The organism is Salinisphaera sp. T31B1 (assembly GCF_040361275.1).
In the GTDB taxonomy this organism is placed as follows: Bacteria; Pseudomonadota; Gammaproteobacteria; order Nevskiales; family Salinisphaeraceae; genus Salinisphaera.
In genome coordinates, this window is sequence record NZ_APNH01000001.1 from 492,668 (window position 1) to 514,325 (window position 21,658).

Consider the following 21,658-nt stretch of genomic DNA (forward strand, 5'->3'; position numbering starts at 1 on the left):
TGTCCTGATCGGAGCCAGGCTGATGTTTTTACGGTCGTTAGTGTTGTCTTGCCGCCTGCAGTTTATCGGCCTGTTGCTCATTGGGCTTGCACTCGCCGTACCGGCCCGGGCGGACTGGCTGCAGTATCGCGACGGGGCCGATCGCAATGCCGTGGTCGATACCCAGCTCGCCGCCCCGACCGACCGCGTGAGCGCGCTCCCCACGCCTGACGAGGTGCGCGCGACGCCCACCGTCTACGACGGCGACCTGCTGGTCGGCAACCATCTGGCCGGTGCGCTCCAGCGTATCGATCCGGCCACCGGCACCGATCGCTGGTCGCTGAATGCACCCAACTGGGTGCACTCGGAGATCGTGTGGGCCGGCAAGATCGGCGTCGTCGGCTACGGCAATCGCTATTTCCCCTCCGACGATGATCCGAACGAGGTCAACTACGTACGCGGCACCGGGGCCTCCGGCGTGATCGCACTGGATCTGGACGATGGCACCGTACGCTGGCGCTATCGCACCATCGGCGAAGTCATGCCCACCCCCGTGATCGACCAGGGTAGGGTCTACGCGGCCACCGGTGACCGGGCCGTCCATGTACTGGACCTGAATACCGGGCGCCAGCTGGGCCTGATTCGCTTGGGATCGTTCGTGAGCATGTCCTCGCCGGCGCTCGATACACAGGGCCGGCTGTTCGTCGGCGGCGGCGATCCGTATCGACTGTTTTGTATCGACCCTGTCGGACAGACCGTGGTCTGGCACAGCGATTTCCCGGACATGATCGGCGGCGTGGACGACGTGCCGCCCGCCGTGGCCGGCGATACCGTCTATACCACCGGCGTGATCGGCACCGATCGACCGGACCGCTTCGATCATCGGCTGTATGCGATCGATGCCGCGACCGGCCAACGGCGCTGGGAGGTGTCGCTGGGTATCGGCGGACCGGTGAAGAACAACCGCAGCGGCGCGCCGGTGGTCGCCGAGGATCGCGTCGTGGTCGGCAGCCCGACCAGCAAAAGCCTGCAGGCATTCACCCTGGACGGCACGCGTCTATGGCGCCTCGACAGTGGTGCGATGAAGGCGCCGGTGGTCATTCACGACGGCACGGTGTATGCGGTCAACGCGGCCGGCGAAATCCTGGTCGTGGATCTGGCCAGCGGCACGCTGCGCAAGCGCTACAAGCTCAGCGACAAGCCGCTGGCTCCCGCCGGGCCGGTGCTCGTGGGCCAGCATCTGGTCGTGCCCGCCCAGGACAAGCATGTGTATCTCGTGCCGCTGGCGCTGCTGAACACGCCCGCCGACGACGCCGGCCGTTAAGGTGTGGCCTGGGGGCCGGCCGTCAGGACGGTGCCCTGGCCGGCCCCTGCGCCCGGCCCGGGCGTCGAGCGGCCCGCCGCCGTATCGGCAAGCGCTGCCAGCCGGTTGGCGATGGCCTCGATACGATCGCTCTGCCCCTGGATATCGTGGCGATCGGCCACGAAGCGCGGGCTTTCGTAGTAGATCGTGACCCGACCGTCATCGGCCTGGGTCACCAGCATCTTCTCGGGCAGATCGATGCCTGCGGTCTGACCGGCCTGCATGAGGCGGGAGTCCGCCGAGACGTCGCCGAACACGAACAAAGTGCTCGGATTGAGCGCACGCCCGATCTGCAGCGCACGCTGGGCAAAGTCGACAGTGAACACGCTGGCCAGGTCGGCATCGGCGTTGATCGCAGTGTTCAGATTCGACACGGTCGCGGCGAAGCCGACCCGACTGTCCACCGATACGATACCTGCGCCCTCGTCCAGGCCCGCACTCGACCCGCGATTGTCCACCGCGTTGTCAGCGGCTTGTTCGACCAGCGCCTGCAGATCGTCGTCGTAGCTGTCCAGGGCACCGTCTTCCGCATCGGCGAGATCGAAGCGTGCCGCCAGATAATTGCCGCTGTTGTACGCCAGGCCCACTTCGCCGTCGTCATCGCGATAGACCAGAATCCGTGCCGGCAGGTCGAGCCCGACGCGCGGATCGGCCGCGACCAGTGCCGCGGTGCGGTTGGGATCGTCGAGAAAATACACCGTGGTCGGGCGCAGCTCGAGCGTCACGTTGGCTGCGCGCTGGCGGTGATCGATCACATCCGCCAGATAGCGATTGCGCTCGCGGTAGGCTGCGACCAGCGCATCGCGGGTCGCGTCGAAGCTGCGGTCGGATACGGCCAACGCAAGCCCCGAGACATCGGTATCGGCCACCGGCTCGGTCGTATCGGTCACGCCATCGTCGTGTCCGCTGCCGACACCCAGTTCCGAAGACCAGTCACAGCCGGCCAAGACGGCAAGCCCGGCCAGCAGCAACAGGCTTGCAGCGACTCTCCCCGGCCTGCGTATCGACATGGCGCGCTCCCGGACCGTGGCTGACAACCTGCTCAGATTACTCGAAATGCTCGCGCCAGCGCTGGACCGCGACCTGCTGCTTGACCAAGTCCAGAATCTCGACGACGGCATCGCGCACCTCCGAGCTCTCGCCGATATCATCGGCCAGCAGGCGGGTTATCACGCTGTCGGTGATGTTCTGGACCAGCGCGTCGAAGTCCGCCGAGGACAGACCCGCCACCGCTTCGTCGAGCACATTGTTGACGGTATCGGTGATCGCCTCGTCCAGCGCCCGGGACACGAAGCTGCCCAGCATCGGCACGCGCTCGAGATTCTTCAGCGCGCTGTTGTTGTCCACCCCGCGATTGACCACCGACGCCACATAGGCCTGCAGCTGCTCGCGGTTGGCCTTGTAGGCGCTGATGATGGCGTTCTCGATATGGGTGCTGGCCGAAGCCACCAGCCGCTGCTGGCGCGGCTGGATCACCTCGCGCACGACCTGGTTGGACAGTTCGCGGCCGCCGCTCTGCAGTTCGTCCTGGGCGCCGCTCAGCACCTTGATGACCACCCGATCGGAGATCTCTTCAACGACGATGTCGTAGTAGACCATGGCCGTCTTGTATACGGCCCAGTTGCGGATATCGATCGCGCCCAGGCGTTGCAGACGCATCAGAATCGAGATCACGCGCAGGATGCGCAGAAAACGGAAACCCGCTACCGGCACGCAGCCCAGCACGTCGTACCAGCGCGCGAAGGGATAGAAGAACCAGCGATAGTAGCGCTGCTGGTAGATCGCCACCGCCCAGCCGGCCAGCACATCGGCGACGAAGACGGCCACGAACATCAGATCGATGGTCACGAAATTTTCGTGGATACGGCTTTCGTACCAGTCGTGGCCGGCCGGCCACAGCGCGTCGAAGGCCGACGACAACGGGCCGACCGCGAACAAAGCGTCGAACACGATCAGCACCAGATTGATCGACACCAGCACGATGATGGCCAGATCCCAGAGCAGGAACAGCCGTTCGCCGAGGCTGCGCTTCGGATCGACCAGATCGAACGCGTCCAGCGCGTGTGGTGCTTTTTCGCGACGGCTCACGAGGCCACCGCCCGCGCATCGGCCCCGGTCAGCGCCACTGGGCGCAGCATCTCGCGCACCTCGTCGATCTGGGCGTCCATCTGACGGTATCCCCAGCCGACGGCCAGATCCAGCGCCTCGCCGCCGGGCACGATATTCAAAGGCGACAGGGTCTTGTCGAAACGAACCATCGTGTCGGCATACACTCGATTGATGCGCATCTGCATCTGCACCGTCTGCGTGATCGGCCAGAGCCAGAGATTCTTGGCATCCACCCGGGGAAAGAAACAGTCGAAGGCCAGGTAGTAGGCATTGCGCGTCGCCGTGGCGGCCCGCCCGGCGGCCACGCCCTGCCATGCAGCCCGGGCGGGCACGTTGTCGGCTACACCGCCGTCGACGATCGCCGCCAGCTCGCGTCGGGCCATCAGCTCGGAGAATATCTCGCGCGTGACGCCGGCTCTGGGGCCCGGCTCGTACTGCAGGATCGTCGGCACCGCCGCCGAGAAGCCGGCGGCGTCCACGGCATGCACTGCCCGGGTGTCGGTATCCCGGCCGAGTACGATCGGCTCGACCACATCCGCCGAAAAGAACTGCAGCAGGCGGGTAAAGCGTGCGGCCACACGCATCCACATCGGCAGCCAGCGGTCGGCGCCACGTTCGGGTGCGCGTACATCCGAGGCCAGCCGCTCGTAGGGCCGTCGGCGAATGCCCGCCACGATCAGATCCAGCGGGATCTCCATTTCGTCGAGCCGCAGGGGCCGGCGCAGATCACCGGTGGACATGCGCTGGTGCAAGGCCCGCAGATGCAGGTGCAGCAGCCCCGGCAGACAGAACTCGCGACGCCGACGCGCGGTGGAGAAGATATCGCCGTTTTTCAGTGGCCGGGCAAAATCCAGGTATTCGTTGACATCGCCGTGGCGTCGCTGGGCACGAAACAGGCCCAGGATGGCGCCGATCGAATTGCCCACGATGTAGTCCGGAATGAGATTGTCTTCCATGAGCCGAGCGAAGGCGCCGGCATAGACATAGCCGGCCCCGCCGCCCCCACCGGCAACCACGACCAGGGCCCGGCGGCCGGCCTCGCGGTCGAGCGCCGCGGCATCGAAGTCGTTGCCATGGGTGGCCAGCAACCGGCGCCGCAGCGCGATACAGCGCGCACGCAGGCCCGGCACGGCCTCGAGACAGTAGACCAGCTTTTCCTCGGCCGTCGCCGAACCGCGCAGCCGGTCGTATAGATGTTCGAGCAGCCAGGCGCGCAGCGGCGCGATCTGGGCGGAGTCGACGGTGACATCATCCTGGCCGCTGGCCGGGCGGAACACATGCAGTCTGGCCAGACCCAGGGCATAACGCAGACACTGGTAGTCGGCATCGGCGATCGCCGACGGCGCCCCCAGCCAGGCACGCACCAGGGCGCGCTCCATACGCTGGAGCTGCAGCCGCTCGCGTTCGTCGCGTTCGACGTCGGCACGCGACAACGCCGTTGCGGTAGGGCGCGCCGTGTTCATGGATATACCCCCAAACCCTGTCGTCCGCCCGAATGGGCAAGCCTCGGCCTCAGCAGCCGGTATCGGCGGCAGCGGAGTCGAACATGACGCCTGCAGTGCCGGTTTCCGATCGCCGGCCAGCATACCGAGGCCTCGTGTATGCCGTCACCCTCGCCCCGGGCCGTGATTGTCGAGCCGCGTCTGGAGTTCAATCGGCCCGGGCCTCGGCCTCAGCGGTATCGGCATACTCGGTCACCAGCGGGGCGGCATCGATACCGCGATCTCGCAGATAGGCCACGAGCACATCGGTCCGGCCGTGCGTGGCCAGTACCCGGTGCGCGCCGGTGGCCTCGATCGTGTCTATCAGCCCGGGCCAGTCGGCATGATCGGACAACACGAAGCCACGGTCGTAGCCGCGCCGGCGCCGGTTGCCGCGAATCCGCATCCAGCCGGAGGCAAAGCCGGTGGAATGTCGTGGAAAACGCCGCATCCAACGTGAGCCGGCGGCCGAGGGCGGGGCCATGACCAGCGCCCGAGCGAAATCGTGGCGCTTGTCGCAGGCGCTGACCGGCTCGGTGGCCAGCATGTCGATGCCGGCCTCGCGATACAGGCGAGTCAACGGGACCAGCGCGCCATGCAGATAGGCCATGGCCCCGGCCGGCATGTCGGCCAACCCCGCCAGTTCAGCGAGCAGGCGCTGCGCCTTGCCCAGCGAATAGCAGAACAGCACGCTGGTGCGCCCGGCCTCGGCGTTGGTCTGCCACCAGTGTCGGATATCCGCGGCCACGGCCGGGGTGTCGTCCCAGCGATAGACCGGCAGCGCGAAGGTCGCTTCGGTAATGAACGTATCGCAGGGCACCACTTCGAATGCCGCACAGGTCGGATCGGGCTGACGCTTGTAGTCGCCGGATGCCACCCAGACCTCACCGTCGTACTCGACACGGATCTGGGCCGAGCCCAGCACGTGCCCGGCCGGATGGAAAGACACGCGCACCCCGCCGAAATCCAGCGGCTGGCCGTAGTCCACACCGGTGAGCGCGATGTCGCGGCCCAGCCGCTGATAGAGGATGCCGAGCCCCGGCCGGGCCGCCCAGTAGTGACCGTGACCAGCCCGTGCATGATCAGCATGACCGTGGGTGATCAACGCCCGGTCGACCGATCGCCAGGGGTCGATATGAAAATCCCCGGGCGCACAGTACAGACCGTGCTCGGTCGGCGTGATGAGATCGCTCATGCGCGCTCCAGCGCCCTGCGCAAGGGCTCCAGCTGGCCGGCATAGGCCTGCCAGCGCGCCACCGACGATGCGTAGACGGGCTGGCGCACCTGCCAGACGCTGGCGGTACGGACAGCGCGCTCGGTCTCGTGGAAAGCCAGACAGCGGTCGTCCCAGTCCAGACCGATGAAATCGATCAGACGCCGGCTCTGGGTCTCGGGCTCGGCGACCAGGGTCTCGTAGTCCACCGTCAGGATCGGCAGTGGCAGCACCGACTGCCAATGGGCCATCAGGCGTTCATGCTGACGATAGACATGGCCGAGATGGCCCAGATCGTAGGCAAAGCGCAGCCCCTTGCTGAAGATCTGGAAATAGCACGACAGGCAGTTGTCCATCGGCTCGCGACGACAGTAGATCACGCGCGCATTGGGAAACAGCTGGGCGATCAGACCAAGCCAGAGCATATTGAACGGCATCTTGTCGGTCACGCGTTCGACGACCGGATCGAGCGCCTCGAGCGTGGCCAGATACCGGCTCGCAAGCTGCTCGGCCAGCGGATCGGCCAGCGCATCGGCGCATTCGGGAAATCGTCGGCGATCGCCGAGCGCGACCGGCAGCTCACGTGCGATCCGGCGAATATCGTCCAGTTCGCCGGCCCCATGCGCCTGCGGGTGGCTTGCGATGATCTGTTCGACCAGGCTGGTCCCTGAACGCGGCATTCCCACGACGAATACCGGGCGCGCCGAGGCATGCCCGGCCGCCGGCCGTCGCTCGAAGAAACCGGCCGTATATTGCGCCATGATCCGCGCCATACGATCGTCGAAGATCGCCTGATCGAACGGTTCGGCGCGGGCGTGCGCACGATTGGCGGTCGCGAAATGCGCAAAGGCCGCCTCGGTTTCGCCGCGCCGGTCGAGCAGCTGGCCGAGCGCAAAATGCAGGCTGATACGCGATCGCGGGCTGGTCTGCGGCGCATCGGCCAGCCGCTGCATGTCGGCCTCGCGCGCTGGCGAGATCGTATAGTCACGATCGGCGACCAGTGCCGCGTAGACCCAGCCGATATCCGGCCGCAGATCGAGCGCGCGCTCGAGCCATTCGCGTGCGCCGGCGAAATCGCCCTGACTCTGCAACACGCTGCCCAGCCCGGCACAGGCCGTGGCGTCGTCGCCACCCTCGGCCAGCAGATCACGATAGCGCGCAGCGGCCGTATCGAAATCGCCGATTGCGGCATGGGCCGCCGCTACACGATGGGCCTGGGCACGATCGGCGCCGATATTCGCCGCCCAGTGGGCGAGCTGGTCGCGCGCCGCCCCGGGCTGGCCTCGCTCGGCCAGCAAGCCGGCGATGCGCTCATTGGCCTGGGCATGATCGGGTGCGGCGTCGGCCACCGCCCGATAGCTGGCCAGTGCGGCCTCACCGTCGCCGCGCTGTGCCTGGACATCGCCCAGATCGATTCCGGTGGCATGGCGGCCCGGTGCCAGCGCCCAGGCACGCCGATAACTGGCGATGGCCCCCGCCAGGTCGCCGTTGGCACGCAGGGCCTCGGCGAGGGTGTGGTGGTGGATCGGATTGGCCGGCTGCTGTTCGCAGGCGCGGCGCAGCAGACGCACCGCGGCCGCCGGTTGTCGACGTTGCTGGGCAAGCACCCCGCGCAGCCGCAACGACTCGGCATAATCGGCATCGCGGCGCTTGATCGCGGCATACGCCGCCTCGGCGGCATCGAGCCGCCCGGCGCGGTGAAGTTCGAGCGCCCGGTGCAGAGCGGGCGAGGGGTGCGAGCGGACAGAGGCCTTGCGAGTCATGGCGTTACTCTACCTGCGATCGGTGCGCGATAGGGATCGACGGACACAAAAAAGGCCCCGGCATTGCCGGGGCCTCGATCGGTGGACGGCCGCGCGAACGCGGCCGCCGCATGACGCCTAGAAGTTGTAGATCGTGGAGAACTGCACGTTCTGGGCGGTGGCGTCGACGCCGTCCTGCTGCTCGTAGAACGCCCGGTTGTATTCGATACCCAGGGTCAACGGATCGACCGGCGTGTAAAGCAGGTTGACCGCGAGCGTGTCGGAGTTGTCGTGGAACGCGGCGGTCGAATACGAGACGTTGTTCGGGTTTTCCGAGAACGCCTGGCCCCAGATCACGTTGCCCGTGAGCTCGGAGGTCAGCTCCTGGGAGATCGTCGCGATATAACCCCAGCGCTGGAATGCTTCCAGCTCGCCGTTGTTATTGATATAGGTATCCGCACCACCGGCCGGCGCATAGATGTACTTGCCGATGCCTTCACCACCGGCCACGGTGCCCATGAGGGTCGTGCCCGTGGGCAGCGACCAGGTCGCACCCACATCCAGACCCCAGCCGAACGTCGTGTCGTTGCCGTTGTCGTCGGCGCCGTTGAAACCCTGGATATCGGCCTTCAGGTAGCGCGCGATGCCGGCCACCTGGAAGCTGACCGGGCCCTGCGAGCCCTGATAGCGGATCGCGAAATCGGGTAGCGGCGAGTCCTCGTTGCCGGTTTGGTTCGACTGGAAGTACGGGGAGCCGTCGTCGCTCGCCAGTCCGTTCTCCACGCCATCACCGGTTGGCGTCTCGAGCGCCACGTCGAGCGTGCCGGCGTCCTTCATGTCGAACGTGTAGCGCACCTGAGCCTGACGCTCGAACAGCTGAGCCTGCGGGCCGTAGAAGTTCAGCGTGGTGCCGTAGTTGAAGTCCGAGAACGTGGACCAGTCGCGGCCGATCAGGAAGTTGCCCACTGTCAGATACGCACGACGAACACGCGGGTCCGGGCCATCGCCGAACGCGTCGCTGTAGTTGTCGCCGTAGAAATCCATCTCGATATAGCCGCCGATCTCGCCGAACGTCTCGGTTTCGGTGGTCGTGGACAGTTTCAGACGGGTCTGCTTGACGGTCGCGCCGATATTGCCGTCACCGGGGTGGTCGGTGCCTTTGGCATTGAGCGTGGCGATCGCGTCCGACGGACCGAGCGAGGCGCCGTGATCGTCCTCGAAGTCGTAGACCGCGTCGAACTTGAGATAACCGTTGAGCTTGACGGTGGTATTGCCGACCTTGAAGCCGTCCGCGGGCTCCTTGTCTGCCTGGCCGATCGCGGTCTGCGAGGCCGCGTCGGTTTCGGAGCGGGCCTGCTGACGGGCCTGGGCCGCATCCTGCTGAGCGGCCATGTCGTCGACTTTCTGTTGCAGCATGCGAATCTGATCGCGCAGCTGCTGCATCTGATCCTGCTGGCTGCCCTGGGCAAGCGCCGGCATGGCGGAAAACAGCATCGGTACGGCGATGGTGGTGCCCAGCACACCTCGGACGGCAGCCCGCACTCTGGCGGACCGGAACGGTGTCGTGCTCATGATTTTCTCCCTGATATACCTGAAATCCCCCGAAACCGTGCCCCAACACGATTCCGTTCGGTGAACTGTAACTGAACACGGCACCCGGTGCCATGGACAGACATATGCAACAATCGTCGACCGCGGCCCGAGCCAGCGGCAACAGCAACGCAGCGTCGACATGGCAACTGCCTGCAAGACTCGAGCCAGGGCGCCGACCGCGGCGATTACGACACGGCAACCGACCATGAGCCAAGAAAACAACAAACTGGTGGTAGGAATTTCCTCCCGGGCGCTGTTCGATCTCGAAGAAAGTCATCGCGTATTCGAGGAATCGGGGCGCGAGGCCTATTGCGCCTACCAGATCGAACACGAAGAGGACGTGCTCGAGCCGGGGGTGGCCTTCGGTCTCGTACGCAAACTGCTGGCGCTCAACGATGATCGGCACGAGCGGGTGGAGGTGATCCTGCTGTCGCGCAACAGTGCCGATACCGGTCTGCGGGTATTCAACTCCATTGCGCATCACCAGCTGCCGATCACCCGCGCGGCCTTCACCAGCGGCACATCACCCTACCGTTACGTGGGTGCGTTCGGGGGCGATTTGTTCCTCTCGGCCGACCCGGACGATGTGCGCGCAGCGCTGTCGGCCGGCTGTGCGGCCGCCACCATCGTGCCCGGCCACTCGCTGAGCGCGGCCGAGGGCGCACTCAAGATCGCCTTCGACGGCGACGCGGTGCTGTTCTCCGACGATGCCGAGCGCATCTTCAAGGAGCAGGGGCTGGCTGCATTCACCGCCAGCGAAGCCAGCTCGGCCGGCGAGCCGTTGCCGGGTGGCCCGTTCAAGGCGTTTCTGGAAGCGCTGACCCGTATCCAGGCCGAATTCGACCCGGCCGACTGCCCTATTCGCACCGCGCTGGTGACCTCACGCAGTGCACCTGCCCATGAACGGGTCATCCGTACATTGCGGGCCTGGCATATCCGTATCGATGAAGCGCTGTTTCTCGGCGGCTTGACCAAGTCGGCGTTTCTGAGCGCTTTCGGCGCGGATATCTTCTTCGACGACCAGGCCAGTCATATCGGCAAGGCCTCGGCCATGGTCGCCGCCGGACACGTACCGCACGGCGTGGCCAACGAGTAGCCGCGCCTCAGCTACGGCTTCGGGCGGCCCGCGAGACGATGTACTGCCGGAAGTCGGCGTTGAGGTCCTCCAGGATGCGATCCTTGGCGGTAACCGTCATCAGCTTTCTTGAATTGAGCAGGGTCGGATAGTCGATGACCATCAGGCATTCGACGAATCGCCATTCCGAATCGTCGACCTGATCGGCCGTCAGCGCCCACATGCCGGCGGTCTGGGCCGGCAGCTCCACGAAATTGCGCTCGACCTGGCCCGCCTTTTCGTGTCGGGTGAGCACCTTGTTGCGCCGCCGGGCGATGATGTCGTCGGGTTTGCGCGGCCGGATCACATCGCCGGTATCGCCCAGATAAGTCAGGCTGACGTGGGTGTCGCCCGAGGTGATCAGCCGCACGTCGCGCACGGTTACGCGCACACCGGTGCCGTTGGCACACACGACATGTACACGATCTTCGTCGGGGTCGCTGCGCGCCGGCTCGATGAGCTGCTTGAGCTTGCGTTCCAGCGTCCAGTTGCGCGCCAGATAGAACAGATACACCAGCAGCGACCAGATGACGAACGACATCACCGTGCCGAAAATGCTCTGTAGAATCTGTAGCCAGGACATCAAAACGCGCTCCCTTCGCCGCATGCCCATCCCGATACGGCCCTTGTCATGAACAGCCTCGGCGCGCTCGTGGTCATCGCCGGCGCTCTGGCGGTGGCGGCCCTGATTATGGCGTATCCGCAGCTACGGCGCCGCTGGCGCCCGCCGGCTCGCCTGGACGCCGACGACCGCCGCGAACTGCTCGCCCGCCTGCCCTGGCGAGAGCTGCTGGATGCGCGCCAACACGACAAATTGCTGCGTCTGAGCGCTCGGCTGCTTGCCGACGTCCGTTTCGTGGGCTGCGACGGGCTCGCGATCACCCGCACCATGCGGCTGACGGTGGCCGGCCAGGCGAGCATGCTGTGTCTGGGCGCGCATCCGGATTCGTTCACCCCGCCCGGCGAAATTCTGATCTACCCGGACGCCTTCTATATTCCGCGCGAGACCCCCGACGAACACGGTCTGGTCGATGACCTGCCGATGCTGGCCTCGGGCGAGGCCTGGGTCGAAGGCCGCGTGATCCTGTCTTGGGCGGATATCGAACAGGCGCTGGCCGGCGCCCCCGACAATGTCGTGTTGCACGAATTCGCACACCTGCTGGATTTTGCCGCCCCCGGCGTCGAGGGCGCGCCGCCCATGGCACGGTTCGACAGCTGGTCCTCATCGTTCGCCGAGGCGTTCGAGACCCTGCGCCGCGACGGCTCGCCGGTGATCGACCTCTACGGCGCACAGAGCCCGACCGAATTCTTTGCCGTGGCCGTGGAGGCCTTCTTCCAGCGCGGTGCCGATCTGGCGCGCGCACACCCGGCACTCCATGCCGTGATGGCCGCGTACTTCGATCTGGATACCGCCGCCTGTTCGCCCCGCTTTCTTGCCGGCCCGGATGTCCATGGCTAGCCAATCGCGGTCGGCTGCGCTGCACCGGACCGCATACGATATGCCGGCTCAAGTGTCGCGACCGAGCCGATACCCGCCGACTCAGCCTGTTCAGTGATCGTCGATCACGACCTGACCGCTGCCCGGCAGCCGCTCGGCCAGCGTCCGGCCGGCCAGCTGCGACGGTGTATAGGTACCCGGGCTGGGCGCGTGTTCGAACAGATGCCCGACCATGGCCAGACTCGCGTGGACGGTAACCGTATAACCATTGGCGACCGTCAGCCGGGCGACCCGACGCTCGCCCGCGGCATTGACGACCTCGCCCCAGACATGTGTCTCGGTGTGCTCGCGGCGGGTGGCATCCGGCCCGACGATGCGACCGGCGCGCCATTTGAGCCAGCGCTGGACCGGGCCCAGGGCGACCAGCGGGCCTATGCGGTCGAGCCGGCGCAGCTGACGGATACGTGCCGGCGACACCGGGATATAGACCGCGATATCACCGATACCGGTGGTACGCCAGGCGGTGGCTATATCGCCCCAGGGCACACAGGCGGCCTGCTTCGGGCCAGCGCCGAAATCTATGGTACGCACGCCTTCGGCCCATGCGATCTCTGTCAATTCGTCGTCACGGCGCACACGCCCGCCCTCGGCCAGCGCCTCGACCGTGGTACGCGCCGTACCGGGCGACAGGCCGGTGCGCGAATCGAAACCCAGCGCAAGACGACACGCATCGGGCAGCGCCGCATGCAGATAGGCCGCCACACAATCGGTGGGCACCACGTCGAAGCCCGCCCCGCAGCACAGGGCGACGCCGGCTGAACGAGCATCCCCATCGCGCGAAAAGGCATGTTCGAACACGTCGATCTCGCCGGCGATATCCAGGTAGTGGGTTCCGGTATGGATACAGGCCGCGATCATCTGCGGCGCCGTGGCCGAGAACGGGCCCGCGCAGTGCAGCAGCACATCGATATCGGACAGATGCGGCGTGATCTCGGCGGCCTCGCTCAGGCCGAAGGTCCGCGACGTCAGGCCCAGCGAACGGGCCAGCTCGTGCACCCGGTCATCGTCACGCCCGGCCAGCACCGGCGTCATACCCTGCGCCACCGCCTGCCGCGCGATCAGCTCGCCCGTATAGCCATAGGCACCGTAGATCATGAAGGTCTTATCGGCCATGACAACGATCCCCGCGCGTGCGGAACACTCAGGACCGGTTGAAAGAGCGCGTGGCCTTGAGCACGGCGTCGAAGAATGTCTCGGGCGATAGACGCTTCATCCGATACTGCCAGCGGGCTGTGCGCCCCGGGATGACCAGAAACCGATCGTCGATGACCGCCTGATGTATGGCCGCGGCGACATCGGAGGCGCTGATCTTGGCGCGCTCCATGAGCTTTCTGACCATGGCTTTCTGCCGATCGTTGGTACCCCGGAAAGACTCCAGCAGATTGGTCGCAAAAAACGCCGGGCAGGCCACCGTGACGCCCACGCCGTTGGCATGCTCTTCACCGCGTATCGATTCCGACAGCGACAGCACACCCGCCTTGGCGACGTTGTAGGCGGCCATGCCCGGGGCATTGGCGATTGCGGCAAACGAAGCGGTGTTGACCAGATGACCACGCGACCGGCGCAGCAGCGGCAACATGGCACGCGCGCCGCGGACCGTGCCCATCAGATTGATATCGAGCATCCAGTCCCAGTCCTCGATCGCGGTCTCGACCACCGTGCCGGCACTGGAAACACCCGCATTGTTGACGAACACATCCACGCCGTCCCATTCCTCCACCAGCCGCTTCGACAACGCCGCGAAATCCTCGTCTCGGCGCGTGTCTAGCGTCTGTGCAATCGCCTGGCCGCCGGCCTCGTTGACCTCCCCGGCCACCCGTCGTGCACGGCCGGTCTGGATATCGGTGACTGCCACCCGCCAGCCGTCGCGCGCGAACGACAGGGCGAGCTCGCGCCCGAGGCCGCTGCCCGCGCCCGTGATCGCAATACGTTTGTGCTCGAACCGGTCCTGTCCGCCCTTGCCTGCCATTTGCCGCTCCCCCGAGCCTGAAAAAGTGTGATCGCCCAGCATACCGAACGAACGTCCGTTTGACGTTGACCGCCTTGACCGGGCCTGCCTATAGTCGCGCCATGTCGCAGCTTCTGCTCATCCGCCACGGTCAGGCCCGATTCGGCACCGACGATTATGACCGGCTGTCGGCGATCGGCCAGCGCCAGGCCCGCCTGGTGGGCGCACAGCTGGCCGACCACGGCCTGAGCTTCGATGCCTGGATCTCGGGCCGGCCGCGGCGACAACAGCATACCGCGCGCCTGGCCGCCGAGCGGCTCGGCGCGTCCGGCGAGCCGTATGTGGACCCCGGCTTCGACGAATACGATGCCGACGCCCTGTTCGGGGCTTATCTGCCTGGCGTACTCGACGAACACCCCGATCTCGCGGCCCGCCGCGACGAACTGCACACCGACCGTCGGTTGTTTCAGCGTGCTTTCGAACAGGTGATGCGCCGGTGGCTGGCCGGCCACACGGGTGAGGGCGACTTCGAGCCGTGGGCCGCATTCAAGGCACGCGTAAGCGCCGCCCTGGCCCGCCTGCACGACGACTATCCGCGCGATACACGGTTTGCCGTGTTCTCCTCCGGCGGGCCGATCGCGGTCGCCGTAGGCACGGCGCTGGGCATCCCGGATACCACCACCCTCGAGCTGAACTGGAGCCTCTACAACGCCGCCGTTACCGACCTGCGCTCGACCCGGGACGGTTGGCGGCTGCTCGGTTTCAACGATATTTCGGCCCAGCGCCGGGCCGGCGACGCCGCCCTGGTGACCTTCCGATGACCGAAATGGCGCCGGATACGGCCCAGGCGGCATTCGTTCGTGCGCATGGCCTGGATACGCCGTCGCTGTGTCGTCGCATCGTGGCCGCCCGAGAGGGCCAGATTTCGGTGCGCAGCCCCGACGTGGCCGCCGACAACCTTGCCCGCATCATCGAATCGACCTTGCGGCTGGCCAATCGCAAGGGCTTTGCCGCCATGACCCTGCGCGAGCTGGCACGGGCCAGCGGACTGTCGCTCGGCGGCTTGTATGCCTATATCGGCAACAAGGATGAACTGGCGCGCCTGATCCAGCGACGTATCGCGCTCACGCTGGGCGAGACCATGCAGACCGCGCTGGCCGATCTCGACGACCCACGCGAGCGCTTGGCGCGCGCGATCCAGGCGCATCTGATGATCACCGAGGCCCTGCGTGAGTGGTTCTTCTTTCTCTATATGGAAGCCCACCATCTGGCCGCCGACGAACGACGCGAGGCCGTGGCCATGGAGCGGGCCTCGGAAGATATCTTCAGCGACATCATCCGCGCCGGCCAGCAGGCCGGCGTTTATGGCGACTGCGATGCCGCGGTCGCGGCCGGTCTGATCAAGGCCATGTTGCAGGACTGGTATCTCAAGCATGGCAAGCACCGTGAGCGCGGGCTCACCCTGACCCGTTACGCTGCGTTGATCACCCATACGATAGAGCCGGCGCTGGCCCGGCCCTTGGCCACGGAGAACGACTCATGACCGCGATCGACCAGGCCCGCGATATCCGCGAGGGCGAGGCCATCGATGCCCAGGCACTGACGGCCTATTGCCGCGACCATGCGCCGTCGCTGGTGCCCGCCGAGGGTGTCATCGAGATCGCCCAGTTTCCCGGCGGCGCGTCGAACCTGACCTACCTGCTGCAGGTCGACGGCGATGAATACGTACTGCGTCGGCCGCCGTTCGGCAGTCAGGTGGCCTCGGCCCACGACATGGGCCGTGAGTATGGCGTGCTCTCGCGCCTGCACGGGGTTTACGACTACGCGCCCCGGCCAGTCATCCACTGCACCGACGAATCGGTGATCGGCGCCGAGTTCTATGTCATGGAGCGATTGCGGGGGACGATCGTACGTCGCGACCTGCCGGACGATGTGGTCCTGTCGCCGGCCGGCGCCACCCGGCTCTGCGAGCAGCTGCTCGATGTCCAGGCCGCGCTGCACACAACCGATATCGATGCCGCCGGCATGCGTGATTTCGGCAAGCCCGAAGGGTATATCCAGCGCCAGATCACCGGCTGGAACAAGCGCTATCGCAATGCGCGCACCGAGGACGTACCGGAATGCACGGCGATCATGGACTGGCTGGCCGCACGCATCCCCGACGTGACGCGCACCGCGATCATCCATAACGACTACAAGCTCGACAACGTGGTCTTCGATACGGACTTGACGCGCATCATCGGCGTGCTCGACTGGGAAATGGCCACGCTCGGCGACCCGGTGATGGATTTCGGCTGCTCGATGGCCTACTGGGTGCAGGCCGACGACCCGGAGCCCCTGCGGGCCATTCGTATGGGTCCGACCCAGCTGCCCGGCATGCTCACCCGCGACGAGATGCTCGAACGCTACCGCGAGGCCACCGGCCAGACGATCGACGACTGGCCGTTCTACCAGGTGTTCGGGCTGTTTCGTCTGGCCGCGATCCTGCAGCAGATCTACAAGCGTTATGTCGAGGGCAAGACGACCGACGAACGCTTCAAGTCGTTCGGCGATTCCGTACGCGTACTCGCCGACCAGTGCGAGCGCGTGATCCGCGACAGCTGAACGATTCCTGCGTGCCGATACCACGGCCGCAATCGACCCCGAGGAGACTTCATGAAACTCTATGAAACCGCCCGCGCGCCCAACCCGCGCCGTGCCCGCATGTTCATGGCCGAAAAAGGCATCGATCTGAACGACGTCGAACGGATCGAGCTGGATCTGGCCGCTGGCGATAATCTGTCGGCCGATTTCAAGCAGAAGAACCCGATGGGCGGGGTGCCCACACTCGAGCTCGACGATGGCACCTTCATCTCCGAATCGATGGCGATCAGCCGCTATTTCGAGGAGATTCATCCCGAACCGCCGCTGATGGGCCGCGACGCGCTCGATAAGGCCCGGGTGGAGATGTGGAACCGACGTATGGAACTGGGGCTGCTGTTCCCGGTGGCGCTGGCCTTTCGCAACATCACCGCCACCTTCGCGGACCGCGAAAAATGCTCGCGCGAGTTCGGCGAGATCAGCCTCGAACGGGCAACGAAGATGTTCGGCTTCGTGGACCGGCATCTGGCCGACAGCCAATACATCGCCGGCGACGTGTTCACCGTGGCGGATATCACCGCCCTGTGCGCGGTTGATTTCGCGCGCGTGGTCAAGCTGCGCATCGGCGAGGACCAGTCACACCTGGCCCGCTGGCACGAGCAGGTCTCGGCGCGCGCGAGCGCGAGCGCCTGATCGGGCCCGAACCGGCCTCGAAGCCCGGCCGCGGCCGGGCTGTGGCGCATGCATCGGTCGCCCATCAACCGCACCGCTTGGTCGACGGGCCAAGCGGCGCTACGCTTGCGCCATGATTTTTCTCGAGTCCGGCCCATGACTGCCGCTCCCAGCCTGCGCGATCGTCCGCTGGCCGAGGCCCTCTGCGCTTGTGCCCGATGGTTCGCCGAGCGCGGCCTGTGCCCGGCCACCGGCGGTAACTTCTCGGTTCGTCGAGACGACAGCGATTCGGTGCTGGTCACCGCTTCGGGCGTCGACAAGGGCACGCTCACGCCGGCGCAGCTGCTTCCGGTCGCGCTCGACGGCACCGTGCTCGGCCAGGGGCGAGCCTCGGCCGAAACAGGCCTGCACCTGGCTCTCTACCGCCGAGATGCTGCCATCGGTGCGGTCCTGCATGTCCATTCGATCGCCAACACGCTGCTCTCGCGCCTGTCAGAGCCGAGCGAGTTGGTCTTCGAAGGCTACGAAATGCAGAAGGCGATCACCGGCCAGAGCGATCATCTGGGTCGGCTGGTGCTTCCGGTGGTCGACAACAACCAGGATATGGACGCGCTCGCGGCCACGGTCGCCGGCTGCATGGACACCGCAGCCATCGCGCACGGCTTTCTCGTGCGTGGACATGGCATCTATGCCTGGGGCCGCGATATCGCCGCCGCCCGCCGACACCTGGAGGGCTGGGAATTCCTGCTCGGCTGCGAGCTGACGCGCCGGCAACTGGAGACACACGCATGAGCGACCCGAGCCGACTGCGGCTGGAAGAACCCACGCCGGAAGTCGTGGCGATCATCACCGATATCGAAGGCACGACCTCGGATATCGCCTTCGTCCACGAAGTGCTGTTTCCCTACGCACGGGCGTATCTGCCGGATTTCGTCCGCGCCCACGCCGACGATCCACAGATCACAGCACTTCTCGACGAGGTGCGCGAGCAGGCACGCCGGCCAGACGCCGATCTGGACACGGTGATCGCCATCCTCGACGACTGGATGGCCGCCGATCGCAAGGCGACGCCGCTCAAGGCACTGCAGGGCCGGGTCTGGCGCCAGGGTTATCTGGATGGCGATTTCACCGGCCATGTCTATGACGATGCGGTGGCGGCGCTGCAGGCCTGGGCCGACGACCGACGCGCGCTGTATGTCTACTCCTCCGGCTCGGTGGCCGCTCAGAAGCTGCTGTTCACCTACAGCGACCACGGCGACCTGTCCGGGCTGTTCTCCGGATATTTCGATACCCATGTCGGACCGAAAAAGAAGACGGCCAGCTATACCGCGATCGCGGCCGAACTGGGCGAGCCCCCCGAGTCGCTGCTGTTTTTATCGGATGTCGGCGACGAGCTGGACGCCGCGCGCAAGGCCGGCCTGCAGACCTGCTGGGTCGCCCGGGATGACGAAACGCATGAAAAAGCTACAATCCACGAAGGCCACCCGATCGTGACCAGCTTTGCCGACATCGAGCTGATCTGACGCCCACGACGGCCATACCTATCTGCCAGGAGAGTGAGTCCGATGAGCCGACTGACCGTTTATAACGACCGCGATACCGATACCCCGATCCTGGATACCCGCGACGCCGACGAGATCGCCGCCGAGCTCGACCGGGTCGGCGTGCTGTTCGAGCGCTGGCCGGCCGAGCATGCGCTGCCCGCCGAGGCCACGGCCGAACAGATCGGCGAGGCCTATGCGGCGGATATCGAACGTCTACAGGCGCAGTTCGGCTATGCCACGTGGGATGTGATCGGTATCCACCCTGCACATCCCGACAAGGACGCCATGCGGGCCAAGTTTCTGGATGAACACAGCCACAGCGAGGACGAAGTCCGCTTCTTCGTCGACGGCGCCGGCCTGTTCACGCTGCATATCGGCGGGCGTGTCTATGCCACGCTCTGTGAAGCCAACGACCTGATCAGCGTACCCGCCGGCACGCACCACTGGTTCGACATGGGCGACAAGCCACATTTCAAGGTGATTCGGCTGTTCAACAATACCGAGGGCTGGGTGGCGAAATTCACCGGGACCGATATCGCCAAGGAGTTCCGCCCGGCCGGTGAACAGATGCTCGGCCAGAGCTGATCGCGCTCGGGGCGCCGCATTCGGCAGCGCTGTCTTCACGGTGTGAATATCGGCGAATTCGCGACGCGCAGCGGCGTTTCCGCCGATACCCTGCGCTACTACGAAAAAATCGGCGTATTGCGAACCATCGCACGCAATGCCAGCGGTCATCGCGTGTACGACGTACGCGATCTCGACTGGATTGCCTTTGTACTGCGACTCAAGGATACGGCGATGCCGCTGGCCGATATTCGTCGCTATGCCGAGCTTCGGGCCCAAGGTGACGCCACATGCGACGAGCGCCGGCAGATGCTGGAAGCCCATGCTGGGCACTTGCAGAAAAAGATCCAGCGCGATCGCGATCATTTAGCGGCGATGCAAGCCAAGATCGCGTTCTACGACCGCAGCCACGCCAGCTGACATAACGCTTGACCTGGAGTTCACTCCAGGCCGTAGCTTGGCCACTCTCGTTCTGTTTTATCATTCAGGAGACAGTGGCATGGCACTTACGCGTTACGAAGCCGGTCTGGCGAAACTCAAGGAAATCGACGGGGCGGCAGGCGAAGCCGTCATCGACAGCCTGCGCACGATCGCGCCCGATCTCGCCCGCTACACAATCGAGTTTCCCTTCGGCGATATCTATCAACGGCCGGGCCTGGATCTGGCCAGCCGCGAACTGGCGACGGTCGCCGCGCTGACCGCGCTCGGGCACTGTGCGCCCCAACTCAAGGTGCATATCCACGGCGCATTGAATGTGGGCGTCACGCCGGACCAGATTGTCGAGGTCATCATCCAGATGGCGGTCTATGCCGGGTTCCCGGCCGCGCTCAACGGCATGACGGCTGCAAAGGAGGTCTTCGGCGAGCGCGGGCTGATCGAAGCCTAGGCCGAGACCACGGCGGCACCACCAAACTGGAATACGCCCGCCTCGACTTCGAGCCGATCGAATACGCCGGTATCCAGAATCCAGTGATCGATCAACGCCGCAGGCGTGACATCGAAGGCGGGGTTGGCGACGCGGGCATCGGCCGGCGCCCAGCACAGCTCGCCGGCCGCGCCGGTCACGCCGCGTACTTCCGCGGCGTTGCGCTGCTCGATAGGAATATGGGCGCCGGTGGCACAGCCGGCGTCTACTGTCGTATGCGGCGCGACCACCCCGAATGGAATCCCGTGATGATGCGCCCATACGGCCAGCCCATAGGTGCCGATCTTGTTGGCAAAATCACCGTTGGCCGCAATACGATCCGCACCGACCAGCACGCGGTCGACTTCGCCGGCAGCCATGAAGCTGGCCGCCATGCTGTCCGTGATCAATCGGTAATCGATCCCCAGCTCGCCGAGCTCCCAGGCCGTGAGCCGGCCGCCCTGCAATAACGGCCGGGTTTCATCGACCCAGACCGAGATCTGTTTGTCCTGTTCGTGCGCGCGCCGGATCACGCCCAGCGCCGTCCCGACCCCGGCCGTGGCCAGACCGCCCGTATTGCAGTGGGTGAGAATACGCTCGCCGGCGCCAATCAGCGCGGCGCCGTACTCGGCCATGGCATCGCACAGGGCGCGGTCGTCATCGAACAGCGCTTCGGCGCTATCGACCACCGCCACCTGCCAATCGTCGGCTTCGAGCGCACGCGCCAATGCATCCATGGCATGCATGAGATTCACCGCCGTTGGCCGCGCCTCGCGCAGAAGCGCGATCGCACCGCCCACGGTTTCGCGATCGTCACCCGCTTCGACGCGCACCGCGACCAGCAGCGCAGCCGCAATGGCGATCATCGGCGCGCCGCGGGTCCGCAGCGCATGAATCGCCTCGACCAGGGTGGCCACGTCCTCGACCGCGAACCAGTCCTGCACATGCGGCAGGCGGGACTGATCCAGCAGCATCAATCGGCCGCTGCACACCCGCAGGGCCAGGCACTCACGATCTTTCATACAACAAACGATTCCTGTTCCTCGGGACCGTCGAACACCGGCCGCATGAAACTGCGCTCATAGCGGCGGATACAGCCGGTGCGGTGCGCATGAGCAAGGGCTGCCTGGCCGTCGGCGTCGTCGGCCGCCCGGCTTCGATAGGTTTCGTAGTCGGCCAGGCTATCGAAACTGAATAGCGCCAGCGCAATATCGTTGGCACCTTCATGCGGCAGGAAATAGCCGTGATGCCGGCCACCGAAACGCTCGACCAGGGGTATCCACAGGCGGGCATAGTGTTCGAATTCGCGCGTTTTGTGCGGATCGATCTCGTAGCGCAGATAGCAGGTGATCAT

The 21,658-nt window shown here is 65.7% G+C and carries 23 protein-coding genes; 12 read left to right on the forward strand and 11 right to left on the reverse strand.

Going from position 1 to position 21,658, the window contains the following annotated elements:
• The first annotated feature begins 22 nt into the window (after window positions 1-22).
• Window positions 23-1,303: an outer membrane protein assembly factor BamB family protein gene (locus T31B1_RS02240; protein WP_353247830.1), complete on the forward strand. Its 1,281-nt coding sequence runs from the start codon at window positions 23-25 to the stop codon at window positions 1,301-1,303.
• Here T31B1_RS02240 and T31B1_RS02245 read toward each other — a convergent pair.
• The 6 genes from T31B1_RS02245 to T31B1_RS02270 all read right to left on the reverse strand — a co-directional run bounded on the left by T31B1_RS02245 (window position 1,300) and on the right by T31B1_RS02270 (window position 9,459).
• A complete protein-coding gene (locus tag T31B1_RS02245) occupies window positions 1,300-2,352 on the reverse strand; it encodes a DUF302 domain-containing protein (protein ID WP_353247831.1) in 1,053 nt (350 codons plus the stop codon). The genes T31B1_RS02240 and T31B1_RS02245 overlap by 4 nt on opposite strands.
• Before the next feature lie 37 nt (window positions 2,353-2,389).
• A complete protein-coding gene (locus T31B1_RS02250; protein WP_353247832.1) occupies window positions 2,390-3,430 on the reverse strand; it encodes an ion transporter in 1,041 nt (346 codons plus the stop codon).
• Window positions 3,427-4,914, reverse strand: coding sequence for a patatin-like phospholipase family protein (locus T31B1_RS02255; protein WP_353247833.1), 1,488 nt, complete (start codon window positions 4,912-4,914; stop codon window positions 3,427-3,429). The genes T31B1_RS02250 and T31B1_RS02255 overlap by 4 nt, the downstream gene beginning before the upstream one ends.
• Window positions 4,915-5,101: 187 nt before the next feature.
• The gene (locus tag T31B1_RS02260; RefSeq protein WP_353247834.1) at window positions 5,102-6,127 is read right to left on the reverse strand and encodes a ligase-associated DNA damage response exonuclease; all 1,026 of its coding nucleotides are present in this window, start codon (window positions 6,125-6,127) and stop codon (window positions 5,102-5,104) included.
• Window positions 6,124-7,908, reverse strand: a complete 1,785-nt coding sequence (locus tag T31B1_RS02265) for a tetratricopeptide repeat-containing sulfotransferase family protein (RefSeq protein WP_353247835.1) — start codon at window positions 7,906-7,908, stop codon at window positions 6,124-6,126. The genes T31B1_RS02260 and T31B1_RS02265 overlap by 4 nt, the downstream gene beginning before the upstream one ends.
• Before the next feature lie 117 nt (window positions 7,909-8,025).
• Window positions 8,026-9,459: a DcaP family trimeric outer membrane transporter gene (locus T31B1_RS02270; RefSeq protein ID WP_353247836.1), complete on the reverse strand. Its 1,434-nt coding sequence runs from the start codon at window positions 9,457-9,459 to the stop codon at window positions 8,026-8,028.
• A 226-nt stretch (window positions 9,460-9,685) separates the two neighbouring features.
• Here T31B1_RS02270 and T31B1_RS02275 point away from each other — a divergent pair, with 226 nt between their 5' ends.
• Window positions 9,686-10,576: a 5'-nucleotidase gene (locus tag T31B1_RS02275; protein WP_353247837.1), complete on the forward strand. Its 891-nt coding sequence runs from the start codon at window positions 9,686-9,688 to the stop codon at window positions 10,574-10,576.
• 7 nt (window positions 10,577-10,583) lie between these two features.
• On the opposite strand, the gene T31B1_RS02280 is transcribed toward T31B1_RS02275, so the two are convergent.
• Window positions 10,584-11,177 carry a hypothetical protein gene (locus tag T31B1_RS02280; RefSeq protein ID WP_353247838.1) on the reverse strand — a complete coding sequence of 198 codons (594 nt, stop codon included), beginning with the start codon at window positions 11,175-11,177 and terminating at the stop codon, window positions 10,584-10,586.
• Between the two features lie 48 nt (window positions 11,178-11,225).
• Between T31B1_RS02280 and T31B1_RS02285 the strand changes: the two genes are divergently transcribed.
• The gene (locus T31B1_RS02285; RefSeq protein ID WP_353247839.1) at window positions 11,226-12,053 is read left to right on the forward strand and encodes a M90 family metallopeptidase; all 828 of its coding nucleotides are present in this window, start codon (window positions 11,226-11,228) and stop codon (window positions 12,051-12,053) included.
• 90 nt (window positions 12,054-12,143) lie between these two features.
• On the opposite strand, the gene T31B1_RS02290 is transcribed toward T31B1_RS02285, so the two are convergent.
• Both T31B1_RS02290 and T31B1_RS02295 read right to left on the reverse strand, forming a co-directional pair.
• Window positions 12,144-13,205 carry a saccharopine dehydrogenase family protein gene (locus T31B1_RS02290; RefSeq protein ID WP_353247840.1) on the reverse strand — a complete coding sequence of 354 codons (1,062 nt, stop codon included), beginning with the start codon at window positions 13,203-13,205 and terminating at the stop codon, window positions 12,144-12,146.
• A 28-nt stretch (window positions 13,206-13,233) separates the two neighbouring features.
• A complete protein-coding gene (locus tag T31B1_RS02295; protein ID WP_353247841.1) occupies window positions 13,234-14,061 on the reverse strand; it encodes an SDR family oxidoreductase in 828 nt (275 codons plus the stop codon).
• A 101-nt stretch (window positions 14,062-14,162) separates the two neighbouring features.
• Between T31B1_RS02295 and T31B1_RS02300 the strand changes: the two genes are divergently transcribed.
• From T31B1_RS02300 to T31B1_RS02340, 9 genes are all read left to right on the forward strand, one after another.
• The gene (locus T31B1_RS02300) at window positions 14,163-14,861 is read left to right on the forward strand and encodes a histidine phosphatase family protein (protein WP_353247842.1); all 699 of its coding nucleotides are present in this window, start codon (window positions 14,163-14,165) and stop codon (window positions 14,859-14,861) included.
• Window positions 14,858-15,583 (forward strand): TetR/AcrR family transcriptional regulator, encoded by a 726-nt coding sequence (locus tag T31B1_RS02305; RefSeq protein WP_353247843.1) that lies wholly within the window; start codon window positions 14,858-14,860, stop codon window positions 15,581-15,583. Before T31B1_RS02300 ends, T31B1_RS02305 begins: the two co-directional genes overlap by 4 nt.
• Window positions 15,580-16,644 (forward strand): phosphotransferase family protein, encoded by a 1,065-nt coding sequence (locus T31B1_RS02310; protein WP_353247844.1) that lies wholly within the window; start codon window positions 15,580-15,582, stop codon window positions 16,642-16,644. Before T31B1_RS02305 ends, T31B1_RS02310 begins: the two co-directional genes overlap by 4 nt.
• A 51-nt stretch (window positions 16,645-16,695) precedes the next feature.
• A complete protein-coding gene (locus T31B1_RS02315; RefSeq protein WP_353247845.1) occupies window positions 16,696-17,313 on the forward strand; it encodes a glutathione S-transferase family protein in 618 nt (205 codons plus the stop codon).
• A gap of 135 nt (window positions 17,314-17,448) precedes the next feature.
• Entirely contained in the window at window positions 17,449-18,084 is a 636-nt protein-coding gene (locus tag T31B1_RS02320) for a methylthioribulose 1-phosphate dehydratase (RefSeq protein ID WP_353247846.1), read from the forward strand.
• Window positions 18,081-18,815, forward strand: a complete 735-nt coding sequence (gene mtnC, locus T31B1_RS02325; protein WP_353247847.1) for an acireductone synthase — start codon at window positions 18,081-18,083, stop codon at window positions 18,813-18,815. The genes T31B1_RS02320 and mtnC overlap by 4 nt, the downstream gene beginning before the upstream one ends.
• Before the next feature lie 42 nt (window positions 18,816-18,857).
• On the forward strand, window positions 18,858-19,421 hold the full coding sequence (locus T31B1_RS02330; protein WP_353247848.1) for a 1,2-dihydroxy-3-keto-5-methylthiopentene dioxygenase: 564 nt from the start codon (window positions 18,858-18,860) through the stop codon (window positions 19,419-19,421).
• Between the two features lie 42 nt (window positions 19,422-19,463).
• Window positions 19,464-19,820: a MerR family transcriptional regulator gene (locus T31B1_RS02335; RefSeq protein ID WP_353247849.1), complete on the forward strand. Its 357-nt coding sequence runs from the start codon at window positions 19,464-19,466 to the stop codon at window positions 19,818-19,820.
• Between the two features lie 79 nt (window positions 19,821-19,899).
• The gene (locus tag T31B1_RS02340; RefSeq protein ID WP_353247850.1) at window positions 19,900-20,286 is read left to right on the forward strand and encodes a carboxymuconolactone decarboxylase family protein; all 387 of its coding nucleotides are present in this window, start codon (window positions 19,900-19,902) and stop codon (window positions 20,284-20,286) included.
• Here T31B1_RS02340 and mtnA read toward each other — a convergent pair.
• Complete coding sequence (gene mtnA / locus T31B1_RS02345) at window positions 20,283-21,326, reverse strand: S-methyl-5-thioribose-1-phosphate isomerase (RefSeq protein ID WP_353247851.1); 1,044 nt, start codon at window positions 21,324-21,326, stop codon at window positions 20,283-20,285. The two genes, T31B1_RS02340 and mtnA, sit on opposite strands and share 4 nt — an antisense overlap.
• A complete protein-coding gene (locus T31B1_RS02350; protein WP_353247852.1) occupies window positions 21,323-21,658 on the reverse strand; it encodes an NIPSNAP family protein in 336 nt (111 codons plus the stop codon). The genes mtnA and T31B1_RS02350 overlap by 4 nt, the downstream gene beginning before the upstream one ends.